The 15,843-nt window shown below is 70.3% G+C and carries 11 protein-coding genes; 10 read left to right on the forward strand and 1 reads right to left on the reverse strand.

Annotated elements, in window-relative coordinates:
- Positions 1–14: 14 nt before the first annotated feature.
- The 5 genes from M8R19_RS01295 to M8R19_RS01315 all read left to right on the forward strand — a co-directional run bounded on the left by M8R19_RS01295 (position 15) and on the right by M8R19_RS01315 (position 9,840).
- Positions 15–3,524, forward strand: a complete 3,510-nt coding sequence (locus M8R19_RS01295; RefSeq protein WP_249916785.1) for an indolepyruvate ferredoxin oxidoreductase family protein — start codon at positions 15–17, stop codon at positions 3,522–3,524.
- 13 nt (positions 3,525–3,537) lie between these two features.
- Positions 3,538–4,932: an FAD-binding oxidoreductase gene (locus M8R19_RS01300; RefSeq protein WP_116423391.1), complete on the forward strand. Its 1,395-nt coding sequence runs from the start codon at positions 3,538–3,540 to the stop codon at positions 4,930–4,932.
- A complete protein-coding gene (locus tag M8R19_RS01305) occupies positions 4,929–6,152 on the forward strand; it encodes an alpha-hydroxy acid oxidase (protein WP_116423390.1) in 1,224 nt (407 codons plus the stop codon). Before M8R19_RS01300 ends, M8R19_RS01305 begins: the two co-directional genes overlap by 4 nt.
- On the forward strand, positions 6,149–7,597 hold the full coding sequence (locus tag M8R19_RS01310; RefSeq protein ID WP_116423389.1) for an aldehyde dehydrogenase family protein: 1,449 nt from the start codon (positions 6,149–6,151) through the stop codon (positions 7,595–7,597). Before M8R19_RS01305 ends, M8R19_RS01310 begins: the two co-directional genes overlap by 4 nt.
- Before the next feature lie 122 nt (positions 7,598–7,719).
- Complete coding sequence (locus M8R19_RS01315) at positions 7,720–9,840, forward strand: PQQ-dependent dehydrogenase, methanol/ethanol family (RefSeq protein WP_249916786.1); 2,121 nt, start codon at positions 7,720–7,722, stop codon at positions 9,838–9,840.
- 10 nt (positions 9,841–9,850) lie between these two features.
- Here M8R19_RS01315 and M8R19_RS01320 read toward each other — a convergent pair whose 3' ends face one another.
- A complete protein-coding gene (locus M8R19_RS01320; protein WP_081884662.1) occupies positions 9,851–10,570 on the reverse strand; it encodes a Crp/Fnr family transcriptional regulator in 720 nt (239 codons plus the stop codon).
- A 209-nt stretch (positions 10,571–10,779) separates the two neighbouring features.
- Between M8R19_RS01320 and M8R19_RS01325 the strand changes: the two genes are divergently transcribed.
- From M8R19_RS01325 to M8R19_RS01345, 5 genes are all read left to right on the forward strand, one after another.
- The gene (locus tag M8R19_RS01325; RefSeq protein WP_058070924.1) at positions 10,780–11,547 is read left to right on the forward strand and encodes a class II aldolase/adducin family protein; all 768 of its coding nucleotides are present in this window, start codon (positions 10,780–10,782) and stop codon (positions 11,545–11,547) included.
- Positions 11,548–11,557: 10 nt separating this feature from the next.
- Positions 11,558–12,538, forward strand: a complete 981-nt coding sequence (locus tag M8R19_RS01330; RefSeq protein ID WP_249916787.1) for a 2-hydroxyacid dehydrogenase — start codon at positions 11,558–11,560, stop codon at positions 12,536–12,538.
- Positions 12,535–12,837, forward strand: a complete 303-nt coding sequence (locus M8R19_RS01335; RefSeq protein ID WP_116423384.1) for a Dabb family protein — start codon at positions 12,535–12,537, stop codon at positions 12,835–12,837. Before M8R19_RS01330 ends, M8R19_RS01335 begins: the two co-directional genes overlap by 4 nt.
- Before the next feature lie 404 nt (positions 12,838–13,241).
- On the forward strand, positions 13,242–14,942 hold the full coding sequence (locus M8R19_RS01340) for a long-chain-fatty-acid--CoA ligase (RefSeq protein ID WP_249916788.1): 1,701 nt from the start codon (positions 13,242–13,244) through the stop codon (positions 14,940–14,942).
- Positions 14,943–14,976: 34 nt separating this feature from the next.
- On the forward strand, positions 14,977–15,780 hold the full coding sequence (locus M8R19_RS01345; protein WP_051879030.1) for a lipase family alpha/beta hydrolase: 804 nt from the start codon (positions 14,977–14,979) through the stop codon (positions 15,778–15,780).
- Positions 15,781–15,843 lie beyond the last annotated feature (63 nt).

Genomic DNA, 15,843 nt, shown 5'->3' on the forward strand with positions numbered 1-15,843 from the left:
CAGGAGACACCGTGATGAATGCCCCTCTGCCTCGCCAGGGCGTCAGCCTCGACGACAAGTTCGAAATCCGCGACGGCTGGATCTACCTCACCGGCACCCAGGCCCTGTCGCGCCTGCCGTTGCAGCAGCGCTGGCGCGACCAGGCCGCGGGCCTGGACACCGGCGGCTTCATCTCCGGCTACCGCGGCTCGCCGCTGGGCCGCTACGACATGGAGCTGTGGGCCCAGCAGGCGCGCCTGGAGGCCAACAACATCCACTTCATGCCGGGGGTCAACGAGGACCTAGCGCTCACCGCGGTGTGGGGCTCGCAGTACGCAGGCCTGCTGCCCGGCGCCAACGTGGACGGCGTGTTCGGCATCTGGTACGGCAAGGGCCCGGGCACCGACCGCAGCGCCGACGCCATGCGCCACCTGGGCAGCGCCGGCACCCACAGGCACGGTGGCGTGCTGGCCATCGCCGGCGACGACCACGGCGTCAAGTCCTCCTCGGTCATCAACTTCTCCGACCCGATCTTCATCGCCGCCGGCCTGCCGATCCTCTACCCGTCGAACACCCAGGAACTGCTCGACCTGGGCCTGCACGGCTTCGCCATGAGCCGCTTCAGCGGCTGCGCCGTGGGCTTCAAGGTGCACAACGACGTGGTCGAGGGCGGCGGCTCGGTGCGCGTCGGCCCCGACTCGCCGCGCATCGTCCTGCCCGAATTGCAGGTTGCCCCGCACCTCGGCCCGCAGGGCCTGAACATCCGCACCTTCGATATCCCGCTGATGGGCGAGGAACGCCTGGTCAACCACCGGCTGCCGGCGGCCGTGGCCTATGCCCGCGCCAACCGGCTCAACCATCTGCTGCAGGAAGTGCCCGGCGCCCGGCTCGGCGTGCTGTCGGCCGGCAAGTCGTACCAGGACGTGCTGCAGGCCCTGGCCGGGATGGGCCTGGACGAGACGCGCCAGCGCGAGCTGGGCCTGCGCATCGGCAAGGCCGGGCTGATCTGGCCGCTGGACCCGCAGTTCGTCGGCGAATTCGCCGACGGGCTGGACGCCATCCTGGTGGTCGAGGAAAAGCGCGGCATCCTCGAAGACCAGGTCAAGGGCATCCTCTACGACCTGGCGCTGCCCAACCACCCGCGGGTGGCCGGCAAGTACGCGGCGGCCCAGGCCTTCGCGCCCGAGCATGGCGAGGCGGTGCTGCAGGGCTGGGGCGAGCTGTCGCCGACGCAGATCATGCACGCCATCCACGGGCAACTGCGCAAGCTGCACCCCGAGCTGCCCGCCATGGCCCTGCCGCCGGCCACCAACAAGCTGCCCGGCCTGCCCGACCCGGCCTCGCCCAATCGCAACCCCGGCTTCTGCTCGGGCTGCCCGCACAACCGCTCGACCCAGGTGCCCGACGGCTCGCGGGCCATGGTCGGCATCGGCTGCCACGCCATGGCCGTGCTGCACGACCCGATCAAGACGCCGCCGATGTTCACCCAGATGGGCGGCGAAGGCATGCACTGGCTGGGCCAGCACCGCTTCACCCGGGAAAAGCACGTATTCGTCAACATCGGCGACGGCACCTACTTCCATTCCGGCTTCCTGGCCATCCGCCAGGCCATCGCGGCCAAGGCCAACATGACCTACAAGGTGCTGTTCAACGGCTTCGTCTCCATGACCGGCGGCCAGCCCATCGACGGCGAGCTGACGGTGCCGCAGGTGGTCAGCGAGCTGATGGCCGAGGGCGTCCGGCACATTTTCGTGCTGACCGACGACCTGGCCAAGCACCCCGCCGGCAGCCTGCCGGCCGGCGTGCCGCTGCTGCACCGCGCCGAACTCGACGCGGTGATGCTGCGCTGCCGCGAGATCGAAGGGGTGTCGGTGATCGTCTACGACCAGCCCTGCGCCACCGAGCGCCGGCGCCTGCGCAAGCGCGGCAAGTGGGCCGATCCGGCCAAGCGCAGCTTCATCAACGCGGCCGTCTGCGAGGGCTGCAGCGACTGCTCCAGGGCCTCCAACTGCCTGTCCATCGAACCGCTGGAAACCCCCTTCGGGCGCAAGCGCAAGATCAACCAGAGCTCGTGCAACAAGGACTACTCCTGCGTCGAGGGCTTCTGCCCGAGCTTCGTCACCGTGCACGGCGGCAAGCTGCGCAAGACGCGCACCGCGGGCGTGGGCGCGGCGGACTTTCCGGCCATCGCGGAACCGACGCTGCCGGCGCTCGCAGGCGAGTTCTCGCTGCTGATCACCGGCGTCGGCGGCACCGGCGTGGTCACCATCGGCCAGGTGCTCGGCATGGCCGCGCACATCGAGGGGCTGGCGGTCTCGGTGCTGGACGTCACGGGCCTTGCGCAGAAATACGGCGCCGTGATGTCCCACGTGCGCATCGCCGCCGATGCGCAGCGCCTGCATGCCACGCGCATAGCCACGGCCGAAGCCGACACCATAGTGGGCTGCGATCTGGTGGTGACCGCTGGCGACGAGGCGCTGACGCGCGTGCGCCCCAGCCGCACCCGGGTGATAGTGGCGAGCGACCTGGTGCCCACCAGCGACTTCGCGCGCAACCCCGACTGGAAGATGGATGCCGGCGCGCTGGTCGAACGCATCCGCCAGCGCTGCGGCGACGGCCAGCTGCTGGCCATGGAGGGCCTGCGCATCGCCGCGCAGCTGATGGGCGACAGCATCGCCGCCAACATGTTCATGCTCGGCGCGGCCTGGCAGCTGGGCAGCGTGCCGCTGTCCCACGCGGCCATCATGCGCGCGCTGGAACTCAACGCCGTGCAGGTCGATTTCAACAAGGCGAGCTTCCTCTGGGGCCGCCGCGCGGCGGTCGATCTGCAGGCGGTGGAACAGGCCGCCTGCGCCGGCAAGCCGGTCGTGCCCGCGCCGCGCATCGACATGTCCCTCGACGCCATCGTCCAGCGCTCCATGGCCTACCTGGCCGAATACCAGAACAAGGCCTATGCCCGGCGCTACAAGGCCCTGGTGGACCGCGCCATGGCGGCCGAGCGCGGGCTGAGCCTGGGCGAGCGCTTCAGCACGGCGGTGGCGCGCTACTACTTCAAGCTGCTGGCGATCAAGGACGCGTTCGAGGTTGCCCGCCTCTACGCTTCCGCCACCTTCAGGCAAGAACTCGATGCCGTGTTCGAGGGCGACTACAAGGTCCACTTCAACGTCGGCGCCTGGCCCTTCGGCGGCCTGGACCAGCACGGCAAGCCGTACAAGCAGGAAGTCGGGCCCTGGCTGCTGAAGGCCTTCGGCCTGCTCAAGCACTGCAAGGGCCTGCGCGGCACCCTCCTCGACCCCTTCCGCAACAGCGCCGAACGCCGGCTCGCATTGCGCCTGCTGGCCGAGTACGAGCGCGAGGTCGACGGCCTGATCGCCAGCCTCGACGCCGGCAACCTCGACACCGCCGTCGCCCTGGCCTCGCTGCCGGAGAAGATCCGCGGCTATGGCCACGTGCGCCAGCGCCACGTCGAGCAGGTGGAAAAGGAACGCGCGCAGCTCAAGGCCTCGCTGCACGACACCGCCCGAGCGCCCGCCGCTCCCCGCTAGGAGACGATCGCATATGGACCCCATAGTCGAGGCGCTGCGCGCCATCGTCGGCGACAACGGCGTGCTCTGCGCGGCCGACCTCGCCAGCCGTTCGGCCGGCGCCTTCCGCGCCGACCATCTGCGGGCGCGGGCGCTGGTGCGCCCGGCCAGCACCGGGGAAGTCGCCGCCGTGCTGCGCTGGTGCCACCAACGGCAGTTGCCGGTAGTACCCCAGGGCGGCCTGACCGGCCTGGTGCGCGGCGCCGATGCCGGGCCCGGCGAGATCATCCTGTCGCTGGAGCGCATGCGCGCCATCGAGGCCATCGACCCGCAACAGCGCACCGCCACCGTGCAGGCCGGCGTCACCCTGCAGGCCCTGCAGGAAGCCGTGGAGGCCCAGGGCCTGGTCTACCCGCTGGACCTGGGCGCGCGCGGCAGCGCCACCCTGGGCGGCACCGCCGCCACCAACGCCGGCGGCACCCGCGTGCTGCGCTACGGCATGACCCGCGACATGGTGCTGGGGCTTGAGGCCGTGCTGGCCGACGGCACCGTGGTGTCGTCCCTGCGTCCGCTGATCAAGAACAACACCGGCTACGACCTCAAGCAGCTGTTCATCGGCAGCGAAGGCACCCTGGGGGTGATCACCCGCCTGGTGCTGCGCCTGCGCGAGAAGCCGCTGGCCAGCCACACCGCGCTGCTGGCGGCGCCGGGCTTCGATGCCGTGGCCGGGCTGCTGCGCCACATGGACCGCGCGCTGGGCGGCTCGCTGTCGTCCTTCGAGGTGATGTGGCAGTCCTTCTACCGCCTGGTGACCACGCCGCCGGCCAGGAGCCTGCCGCCGCTGGGCCAGGAGCACCCCTTCTACGTGCTGGTCGAGGCCCAGGGCAGCCAGCGCGAAGCCGACGGCCAGCGCTTCGAGGCCGCGCTCGAAGCGGCCCTGGAGCAAGGGCTGCTGAGCGACGCGGTGCTCGCCCGCTCCGACGCCGACGCGCAGGCCTTCTGGGCCCTGCGCGACGACGTGGAACAGGTGATGCGGCACGGCATGCCGCTGGGCTTCGACATCTCCCTGCCGATCGCCGAGATGGACGGCTACGTGCGCCAGGTGCAGCGACTGTTGCTCGCGGAAGCCAAGGCGCACTGGCTCTACGTGTTCGGCCACCTGGGCGACGGCAACCTGCACGTGGTCGTCACCCTGCCCCACGCCGACCTCGAACGGTTCAAGCCGCGCATCGAGGCGCTGGTCTACGCGGAACTGCGCGCGCGCGGCGGTTCGGTGTCGGCCGAGCACGGCATCGGGCTGGAGAAGAAGCCCTGGCTGTCGATCACCCGCAGCCCGCAGGAACGCGCGCTGATGGGCGCGATCAAGCGCGCGCTGGACCCCGCCGGCATCCTCAACCCGGGCAAGCTGCTCGACGGCGGCGCGCCATGACCTGCATCACCTGCATCGAGGACCTGCGTGCCCTGGCCCAGCGCCGCGTGCCGCGGATGTTCTACGACTACGCCGACTCGGGCTCCTGGACCGAGAGCACCTACCGCGCCAACCAGGCCGACCTGCAGCAGTTGCTGCTGCGCCAGCGCGTGGCCATCGACATCGACCGGCGCAGCACCGCCACCACCCTGCTCGGCCAGCGCGCCTCCATGCCGCTGGCGCTCGCCCCGGTGGGCGCGCTGGGCATGCAGCATGCCGACGGCGAAATCCTCGCGGCGCGCGCGGCGCGGACCTTCGGCGTGCCCTTCACGCTGTCCACCATGAGCATCTGCTCCATCGAGGACGTGGCCGAGCACGCCGGCCCCGGCTTCTGGTTCCAGCTCTACGTGATGCGCGACCGCGCCTTCGCCCGGCGCCTGGTCGAGCGCGCCAGGGCGGCCGGCTGCACGGCGCTGGTGCTGACCCTCGACCTGTCGCTGGTGGGCCAGCGCCACAAGGACCTGAAGAACGGCCTGACCGACCCCTCGCGCATGAACCTGCGCCAGTTGCTCGACGTGGCCAGGCACCCGCGCTGGGCGCTGGGCATGGCCGGCACGCCGCGACGGGCGTTCGGCAACGTGGTCGGCCACGCGCCCGGCATCGACAGCATGGCCGACATGGCGCGCTGGCGCGGCGGCGAGCTGGACCCGTCGCTGAACTGGGCCGACGTCGCCGAAATCCGCCGCTGGTGGGACGGCCCGCTGCTGCTCAAGGGCATCCAGGACGTGGACGACGCGCGCAACGCCGTGGCCCGCGGCGCCGACGCCATCGTGGTCAGCAACCACGGCGGGCGCCAGCTCGACGGCACCCAGTCGAGCATCCGCGCGCTGCCGCCGATAGTCGAGGCGGTCGGCGCGCAGACCGAAGTCTGGATGGACGGCGGCATCCGCAGCGGCCAGGACGTGCTCCGCGCCCGCGCCCTGGGCGCGCGCGGCTGCCTGCTGGGGCGCGCCTTCGTCTACGGCCTGGGGGCCCTCGGCGAGGCCGGCGTGAGCCGCGCGCTGGAGATCATCCACAACGAACTGAGCCTGAGCATGGCCTTCTGCGGCCACACCGACATCGACGCCGTCGGCCCGAGCATCTTGCTGCCCCCGTGCCCCTGGCCGGGGGCCAGCGCCCTCCCGCACGGCCCGCTCCATCCGGGGCGGGACGCGCGGCTACCCACCGGAGACCTTTCATGACCACGCAAACCCCCATCCAGCGCCTGGAGCGCCTGTTCGCGCTGCAGAAGGCGGCCTTCGCCCAGGACATGTTCCCCAGCGCCGAGACGCGCATCGAGCGCATGTCGCGCATCGTGCCGATGATGTACAGCTACCGCGCCAGGATCCACGAAGCGCTGGCGGCAGACTTCGGCAGCCATCCGGGCGCGGCGGCGGACCTCACCGAAATCCTGCCGATGGTCGAGCGCGTGCGCTTCGACTGCGCCCACGTCCAGCAGTGGATGAAGCCCATCGCCAAGCCGGTCGACCCGGCCACCCAGGGCGAGTCGCGGGCCTACGTGCAGTACAGCCCCAAGGGCGTGGTGTGCAACATGGCGGCGTGGAACTTCCCCTTCGACGTCGGCGTCGGCCCGCTCATCGACATGCTCGGCGCCGGCAACCGGGTGATCCTCAAGCCCTCGGACCTGACGCCCCACAGCGGCGCCCTGCTGCAGGAAATGTTCGCGGCCTACTTCGCCGAGGACGAGGTCGCGGTGGTCAACGGCGACCTGGAGCTGGCCCGGCACTGCGCCACGCTGCCCTGGGACCACCTGCTGTTCACCGGCGGCACGGCGGTGGGCCGCGAGATCATGAAGCGCTGCGCCGAGAACCTGGTGCCGGTCACCCTCGAACTGGGCGGGCGCAACCCCACCATCGTCGGCCGCGACAAGCTCGGCGACGCGCAGACGCTGGCGGCCATCGCCGGCATCAAGGCCATCAAGCGCGGCCAGCTGTGCATCACCGTCGACCACCTGCTGGTGCCCGAGGACGGCCTGCAGGACTTCGTGAAGGCCCTGAGCGAAGTGATGCAGCACAGCTTCGGCCACGACAACGGCGCCAGCAGCGCCAGCGGCATCATCAACCAGCGCCACGTCGAGCGCCTGCAACGCCTGCTGGAGGACGCCCAGGGCAAGAGCGAGCAGGTGATCCGCATCGGCCGCGAGATGGATGCCGGCGCCCGCGACATGCCCTTCCACATCGTGGTCAACCCGCGCGACGACGCCCAGGTGGTGCGCGAGGAAATCTTCGGTCCGATCCTGCCGATCCAGACCTACAAGGACACCGACGACCTCGTCACGCGCATCAACCAGGGCGACACGCCGCTGGGCATCTACCTCTTCAGCGACGACCCGGCGCTGCGCCAGGCGATCGCCACGCGCACCCGCTCGGGCGGCGTGTGCTTCAACATCGCCGTGATGCAGGGCGCGCTGGCCGCCATGGGCTTCGGCGGGGTGGGCGCCAGCGGCATGGGGCGGCACCACGGCGAGGAAGGCTTCCGCGAGTTCTCCAACCCGCGCGGCTTCTACGAGCGCCGCGCCGGCGGCAGCTTCGAGCTGATCACGCCGCCTTACGGCGCCGCCACGCGCCAGCTGATCGACACGGTGGCCTACCCGCAGGTGGCAGCTGCGCTGGGGCTCGAACCGTGACCGGCACTGCGCGTCACGCCTGACGGCCAGCCCCGGCGGCGGCCTACCGCCGGGGCACCGTCCTGCACACCGAGCCTCGCCCGAAACGAGCCGCCGCTGGCGGCGCCATGAGGGAACGAACCATGAAAGCACCTTGGAATACCGGGGCGGCGCTGCTGCTCGCGGCTCCGCTGGCCTGGGCCGGCGGCCCGGCGGCGGTCGACGCCCAGCGCCTGAACGCCGCCGACAGCGAGCCCGGCAACTGGATGAGCACCGGCCGCACCTACGGCGAACAGCGCTATTCGCCGCTGGAGCAGGTCAACGAGGGGAACGTGGGGCAGCTCGGCCTGGCCTGGAACTACGGCTTCGGGCTGGACCGCGTGGTCGAGGCCACGCCCCTGGTGGTGGACGGCGTGATGTACACCACCAGCGCCTACAGCATCGTCCACGCGCTGGACGCGCGCACCGGCGAACTGCTGTGGAAGTACGACCCCGGGGTCTACCGCGGCATCCAGGGCTCGGGCTGCTGCGACGCGGCCAACCGCGGCGTGGCGGTGTGGAACGGCAAGGTCTACGTGGGCGTGTACGACGGCCGGCTGGAGGCGCTGGACGCGCGCAGCGGGCAGCGCCTGTGGTCGGTGGACACCGTGCTCGACCACGCGCGCAACTACACCATCACCGGCGCCCCGCGCATCATCAAGGGCAAGGTGGTGATCGGCAACGGCGGCAGCGAGTTCGGCGTGCGCGGCTACGTCACCGCCTACGACGCCGAGACCGGCAAGCAGGCCTGGCGCTTCTTCACCGTGCCGGGCGACCCGGCAAAGGGCGACGAGAGCGACACCATCGGCATGATCCGCAAGACCTGGTTCGGCGACCAGTACTGGAAACAGGGCGGCGGCGGCACCGTGTGGGACTCGATGGCCTACGACGCCGAACTGGACCTGCTCTACCTCGGCGTCGGCAACGGCGCCTTCTGGAACTACGGCCAGCGCTCGCAGGGCAAGGGCGACAACCTGTTCCTCTCCTCCATTGTCGCGGTCCGCCCCGACACCGGGCAGTACGTCTGGCACTACCAGACCACGCCGGGCGACGCCTGGGACTACACCGCCACGCAACACATCATCGTCGCCACCCTGGCCATCGACGGCAAGCCGCGCAAGGTGGTGATGCAGGCGCCGAAGAACGGCTTCTTCTACGTGCTGGACGCGGCCACGGGCAAGCTGCTCTCGGCCGCCCAGTACGCCCCCAAGGTCAACTGGGCCAAGGGCGTGGACCTGGACAGCGGCCGGCCGCTCATCGACCCGGAGGCGGCCGACTACTGGAGCAAGGGCGAGGCCAGGCTGGTGTTCCCCGGCTCCCAGGGCGGGCACAACTGGCACCCGATGAGCTACAGCCCGAAGACCGGCCTGGTCTACATCCCCACGCAATCGACGGCCGACATCCACCACCCGAAGGCGAAGCTGGATACGCCCGCCAAGGGCCAGTGGAACACCGGGATGGAAATCCCGCCGATGCCCCGGGACAGCAAGAGCATCGACGAATTCGCGCAGATCTACACCGGCAAGCTGCAGGCCTGGGACCCGCTTCGGCAGAAAGAGGTCTGGTCGGTGCCCTACGCGCAGATCGCCAACGGCGGCACCCTGGCCACCGCCGGCAACCTGGTGTTCCAGGGCACCCACGATGGCCGCCTACTGGCCTACGCGGCCGACAGTGGCAAGCTGCTGTGGCAGCGCGAGGTGAGCAGCGGTGTGGTGGCCGCGCCCATCACCTACAGCGTGGACGGCGAGCAGTACGTGACCTTCAGCAGCGGCTGGGGCGGCGCCTACCCGATCACCTTCGGCGCCCTGTCCGAGCGCACCCGCGGCGTGCCCGACGCCCGGGTGTTCACCTTCAGGCTCGGCGGCAGCGCGCCCATGCCCGCGGTCCGGCGGCGCGCCATCGTACTGCCCGAGCCGCCGCCGCTGAGCGCCGACGCGGCCACGGTGGCGGCCGGCGACCAGCTGTTCCGCCAGCACTGCGGGGTGTGCCACGGCCTGGGCGCCTTCAGCGCGAACGTGATCCCCGACCTGCGCTACATGACGGCGCAGACGCACGAGGACTTCCAGAGCATCGTCGCCGGCGCGCGGGCCGGCCGGGGCATGCCGCCGTTCGCCGGGCGGCTGGCGCCGGAGCAGGTGGAGCAGATCCGCGCCTACCTGATCGAGCGCGCCCACGACCGGCGCGCCGAACTGCAGGCCGCGGGCCAGCCGCCGGCAGGCACCTAGGTTCGCTGGGCTAGCGGTCCGGCCGCTCCTGGGCCAGCGTCTGCAGGGCGTCCGGGCGCAGCAGCAGGAGCTGGCCGTAGCGCTGGCGGATCAGGCCCTGCTGCTCCCACTGCTTGAGCACCTGGTTGACGCGCTGGCGGGTGGCGCCGATGAGCTGCGCCATGGACTCCTGGGACAGCCGCAGGTCCAGGCTCACCCCTTCGGCCTCCTTCGCCCCGAAGGATTCGCTCAGCCCCAGCAGGCGCCCGGCCAGGCGCTGCTCCAGCGACTGCGTGGAAAACGCGGAGAAGGCCACCAGCATGGCGCGCAGGCGCGACACCTCCAGGTCCAGCAGCATGCGCACCAGCGCCGGGTGCCGATCGCACAGCTCGCCCAGCGCCAGCGGGCTGATATGCAGCACCTGGGAGGGCACGTGGGCATGGGCGTCGTGCAGGCGGTTGCTGTGGTCGAGCATCGACACCTCGCCCAGCCAGGTGCCCGGCTCGTAGAAGTTCAGCACCGCCTCCTGGCCATCGCGGGTGGTGTTGCTCAGGCGGATGATGCCCTGCAGCACGATGTACAGGCCATCCGGCGGCTCGCCGCAGCGGAACAGCTGCTGGCCGGTGTTCAGCGCGCGCACGCCGGCGCGGGCCAGCATGTCGTCGCGAACCTGCTCCGGCAGGCCGCCGAACCAGGGGCTGGCCAGCAGCACGGCGAGGTGCGACTCCGACAACATCGAGGGGAAGGTCACGCCTGAAGGCTCCATGGAATCCGGGACGTTGCCGCCATTATTCGGCCGACGGGCGAACCAGCACAAGGCGCATCGGCGGCCTCCCCCAAACGGCCGCGACGGCGGAGCGGGCGCCGGCGTGACGGACGTCAAATTCAGGACAGTCGCCGGCCCCCGCCACGCCTTAGCCTCGGGCGCTCCACCACAACACCTACAAGAAGGAATGCCCCATGGCCCACGAACTCGCCCTCCCCCATGTCCGCGACCAGGTGAGCGACGAAGAATGGCAACTGCGCGTCAACCTCGCCGCGTGCTACCGGCTGGTCGCCCTGTTCGGCTGGACCGACCTGGTCTTCACCCACATCAGCGCCCGCGTCCCCGGCCCCGAGCATCACTTCCTGATCAACCCCTACGGGCTGCTGTTCGACGAGATCACCGCCTCCAACCTGGTGAAGATCGACCAGGACGGCAACAAGGTGATCGACAGCCCCTACGACGCCAACCGCGCCGGCTTCGTCATCCATAGCGCCATCCATGCCGCGCGCCACGACATCCAGTGCGTGCTGCACACCCACACCCGCGCCGGCGTCGCGGTCAGCGCCCAGGAATGCGGCGTGCTGCCGATCAGCCAGCAGTCCACCTTCGTGCTCTCCTCGCTGGCCTACCACGACTACGAGGGCGTGGCCCTGCGCGACGACGAGAAGCCGCGCCTGCAGGCGGACCTGGGCAACAAGCTGTTCTTCATGCTGCGCAACCACGGCCTGCTCACCGTCGGCCGCAGCGTCGCCGACGCCTTCCTCAACATGTACACCTTCGAGACCACCTGCCAGATCCAGCTGGCGGCCCAGGCCGGCGGCCAGCTGGTGCAGGTCGATCCGCAGATCATCGACGGTGTGGCCGAGGTGGTCGACAAGCAGACCGGCGGCCAGGGCGGCGACTTCGTCTGGCCGGCGCTGCTGCGCAAGCTCAACCGCATCGACACCAGCTATCGCGACTGAGGAGCCAGCGATGAACAGCATTCCCTGCATCGCCCTGTCGCGCCAGGTACCCGATGCGCTGTTGGGAAGCCTGCGCGAAAGGGCCGAGCTCCGCATGCCCGAACGCGGCCTCCCGGATGACCTGGGCGAGCTGCTGAGCGGGGCCGACTACGCCCTGGTGCTGCCCGCCGACCGCATCGACGCCGCCCTGCTGGAGCGTTGCCCGCGCCTGAAGGTGCTGAGCACCGTCAGCGCCGGCTTCGACCACATCGACGTGGCCGCCTGCACGGCCCGCGGCATCCGCGTCTGCAACACGCCCAAGGCGGTCGCCGCGGCCACCGCCGACCTCGCCTTCGGCCTGCTGCTGGCCGCGGCCCGGCGCATCGTCGAGGCCGACGCCTTCGTCCGCGGCGGCGGCTGGCGCGCCGACTCCTCGCCGCTGTTCGGCCAGGACGTGCACCACAAGCAGCTGGGCATCCTCGGCCTGGGCAGCATCGGCATGGAAGTGGCCAAGCGCGCCCGCGGCTTCGACATGGACGTCACCTACTGCAACCGGCGGCGCCTGCCGGTGGAGGAAGAAGTCCGGCTCGGCGTGCGCTACCTGGACTTCGACAGCCTGCTGGAGCAGAGCGACGCGCTCATCCTGCAACTGCCCTACAGCGCCGCCACCCACCACATCATCGGCGCGCCGCAGCTGGCGCGGATGAAGCCCGAGGCCATCCTGATCAACACCGCCCGCGGCGGCCTGGTGGATGAAACCGCCCTGGCCACGGCCCTGCGCGAAGGCCGGCTGGCGGCGGCCGGGCTGGACGTCACCGAAGGCGAGCCGGCGGTGAACCCGGCGCTGCTCGGCCTGCCCAACCTGGTGCTGTCGCCGCACAACGGCGCCTCCACCCGCGAGACGCACAAGCGCATGACCCTCGAGGCCTTCGACAACCTGCTCGACGCCCTGCAGGGCGCGCCGCTGCGCAACTGCATCAACCCGCAAACAACAGAGGAGTGCTGCCCATGAGCGTGCATTGCGTAGTCGTGTCCTGGCTGAAAGAGCCGGGCAACCTGGAACACATCGCCCAACTGACCGCCGCCTGCGAAAGCCTGCGGCAGATCCCCGGCGTCAGCGAAGTCCGCTTCGGCCCCCGGGCCAACCTGGGCAGCGTCGGCTCGGACGACAGCTTCGACTTCGCCATGATCGTCAGTTTCGAGTCGCTCAAGGCGGCCCAGGACTATGGGCCCCATCCCAACCATATGCAGGCGGCGCAACTCACCGTGCAACTGGCGGAGCGGTTCCAGAGTTTCTATTTCGAGACCTGAGTTAATCGCGGACGGAGTCCGCTCCTACGGCGCCTGGCACAGGGGACGACCGTAGGAGCGGACTCCGTCCGCGATTCGCGCGCAGGGAGCGCTCCTGCAGTCCAGGGAAACACACCCCCGCCAACCTGCAGGAGCACATCGCAAACAGGGAACACAGCAACCCCAAACCACAACTGCTTATCCCCCCACACCAACCACCCCATAACCCCCATGAATCCCCCACCCTCCACGCCGCTGATCACGCCAGAACCCCCGCCCCAGAGCCCCTCCAGCCCCCATCCATCAGCCTTTGGCACGAACGCCAACCCCCACCACCGGCACTTTCTCCAAGCCGCAAATTCCGGACAGTTCATACAAGCGCCGCAGCCTCACCATGCTTGCAAACAATAAGGAGACACCAGCAAGTGCAAACCCCCTGGACTCGCTCATACCCTGCCGGCGTGCGCTGGAACACCGACCTCTCCGGCCTCAGCGTGCTGGACATGCTCGATGACTCGGTGCGCCGCTGGCCCGACCGTCCGGCCATCGACTTCATGGGCCGCAACATCGACTACCGCGAACTCGCCTCGCTGATCGACCGCGCCGCCAAGGGCCTGCAGGACCTGGGCGTCGGCCCCGGCGTCCACGTCGGCCTGTACCTGCCCAACGTGCCGCAGTACGTCATCACCTTCTTCGCCATCCTGCGCGCTGGCGGCACCGTGGTGAACTACTCGCCGCTGGATGCCGGCGAGGTGCTCGCGCACAAGATCGAGGACAGCCGCACCGACATCCTCGTCACCCTCGACCTCAACAGCCTCTACCCGCTGATGGCCCGCCTGCTCGACAGCACCCGCCTGCACACCCTGGTGGTCGGCTCGCTGGGCGAGTTCGGCGCGCAGCCGCGGGAGATCCGCGCCCGCCTGCAGCAGGAAGGCCAGCTCGCCCAGGTGCACTACAGCGAGCAGTGCCTGCCCTTCGAACAGTTGCTGGACAACCAGGGCGACTGGCAGCCCCACGCCCTGCCGCCGCTGGACCAGGCCCTGGCCGTGCTGCAGTACACCGGCGGCACCACCGGCCTGCCCAAGGGCGCCATGCTGACCCACGCCAACCTCGGCGCCGCCGCGGCCCAGGTGGCGATGATCAACGTCGACAACGACCAGCGCCTGCACGAGGGCCGCGAGAGCATCCTGGTGGTGCTGCCGCTGTTCCACGTCTACGCCATGGTCGGCTGCCTGCTGTTCCCGGTGGCCGCGGGCGCCGAAATGCGCCTGCACACGCGCTTCGACGCCGGCGCCGTATTGCGCGACATCCACGACAACCGGGTGAGCTGCTTCCCCGGCGTGCCGACCATGTTCACCGCCCTGCTCAGCCACCCGCAGGTCAGCGAATACGACCTGCGCTGCCTGAAGATCTGCGCCTCCGGCGGCGCGCCGCTGCCGGTGGAGCTGATGCAGCAGTTCAAGGCCCTGACCGGTTGCCAGATCACCGAGGGCTGGGGCATGACCGAGACCTGCACCGGCGGCACCTTCACCCCCGCCGAGCGACCCCAGGCCGGCTCCTGCGGCGTGCCGCACATCGGCGTGGACATCTGCTTCCTCGACCTGGAGGACGCCGGGCGCAAGGTGCCGCCGGGGCAGAACGGCGAGCTGGCCATCCGCGGGCCGAACATCATGCGCGGCTACTGGAACAACCCCCAGGCCAGCGCCGAGTCCTTCACCCACGACGGCTACTTCCGCACCGGCGACGTCGGCTACATGGACGAGGACGGCTACATCTACATCGTCGACCGCACCAAGGACATGCTCCTGTGCGGCGGTTTCAACGTCTACCCGCGGGTGATCGAGGAAGCCATCTACGCCCACCCGGCGGTGGAGGAAGTCATGGTCCTGGGCATCCCCGACGCCTACCGCGGCCAGTCGCCCAAGGCCTACGTCAAGCTGCGCCCCGGCCATGCGGCCTTCGACCTCGACGCGCTCAAGGACTTCCTCAAGGAGCGCCTGGGCAAGCACGAGATGGTGCAGGCCCTGGAAATCCGCGCCGACCTGCCCAAGACCGCCGTGGGCAAACTGTCCAAGAAGCTGCTCAAGGACGAAATCGCCGCCGCTCAAGCGAGCGCCGGTAACTGAACCCGTAGTACCCCCGTACAAGGAAACCGCCATCATGCCCGCCGCTTTCTACGAGTCCCTCACCGCCCCCTTCCGCCGGCACCCGGTGGAGCGCCGCCCCTCGCCCATGCTCTGGGCGCTGGAGTCGCGTGCCCTGCTGGAATGGGCCTCGATCCCGGCGGCCATGCCCTGGCTGCTGCTCAACGTGCCGCGCGGCGACGGCCACAGCGTGCTGGTACTGCCCGGGCTGATGGCCCACGACTGCACCACCCTGCCCCTGCGGCGCTTCCTCGACAACCGCGGCTACGACACCCACGGCTGGGGCCAGGGCCTCAACCGCGGCCCCAGCCGTGGCGTGGTGGAGCGCCTGCTGGCGCAGCTGCAAGAACTGCACGAGACGTCCGGGCGCAAGGTCAGCCTGATCGGCTGGAGCCTGGGCGGCATCTTCGCCCGCGAGATGGCCCGCGCCATGCCCGCCAGCGTGCGCCAGGTGATCACCCTCGGCAGCCCGCTGTACGGCCCGCCGCAGACCAGCACCAACGCCTGGGAGCTGTACCGCCTGGTGCGCAGCTTCAATCGCGAGAGCGAGGAGCGTGGCGAAGAGGCGCCGCCGGTGCCCACCACCTCCATCTACAGCCGCGCCGACGGCATCGTCGGCTGGGGCGGCAGCGTCGAGCGCCAGGGGCGCCTGACCGACAACATCGAAGTCAACTGCGCCAGCCACATCGGCCTGGGCGTACACCCACTGGTCTGGTACGCCATCGGCGACCGCCTGGCGCAAGCGCAGGACCAGTGGCAGAAGTTCCGGCCGCGCGGTCTGAAGCGCGCGCTCTACCCCTTCCGCGCCCCCCGGCGCTGAGGGGCACACCGGCCCGGCGGCAATGGGCCTTGCGAGTACTTTCCCTGCAACAACAAGAACGAA

Origin of the sequence: Pseudomonas sp. R3.Fl (genome assembly GCF_023516765.1) — a bacterium.
GTDB lineage: Bacteria > Pseudomonadota > Gammaproteobacteria > Pseudomonadales > Pseudomonadaceae > Pseudomonas > Pseudomonas citronellolis.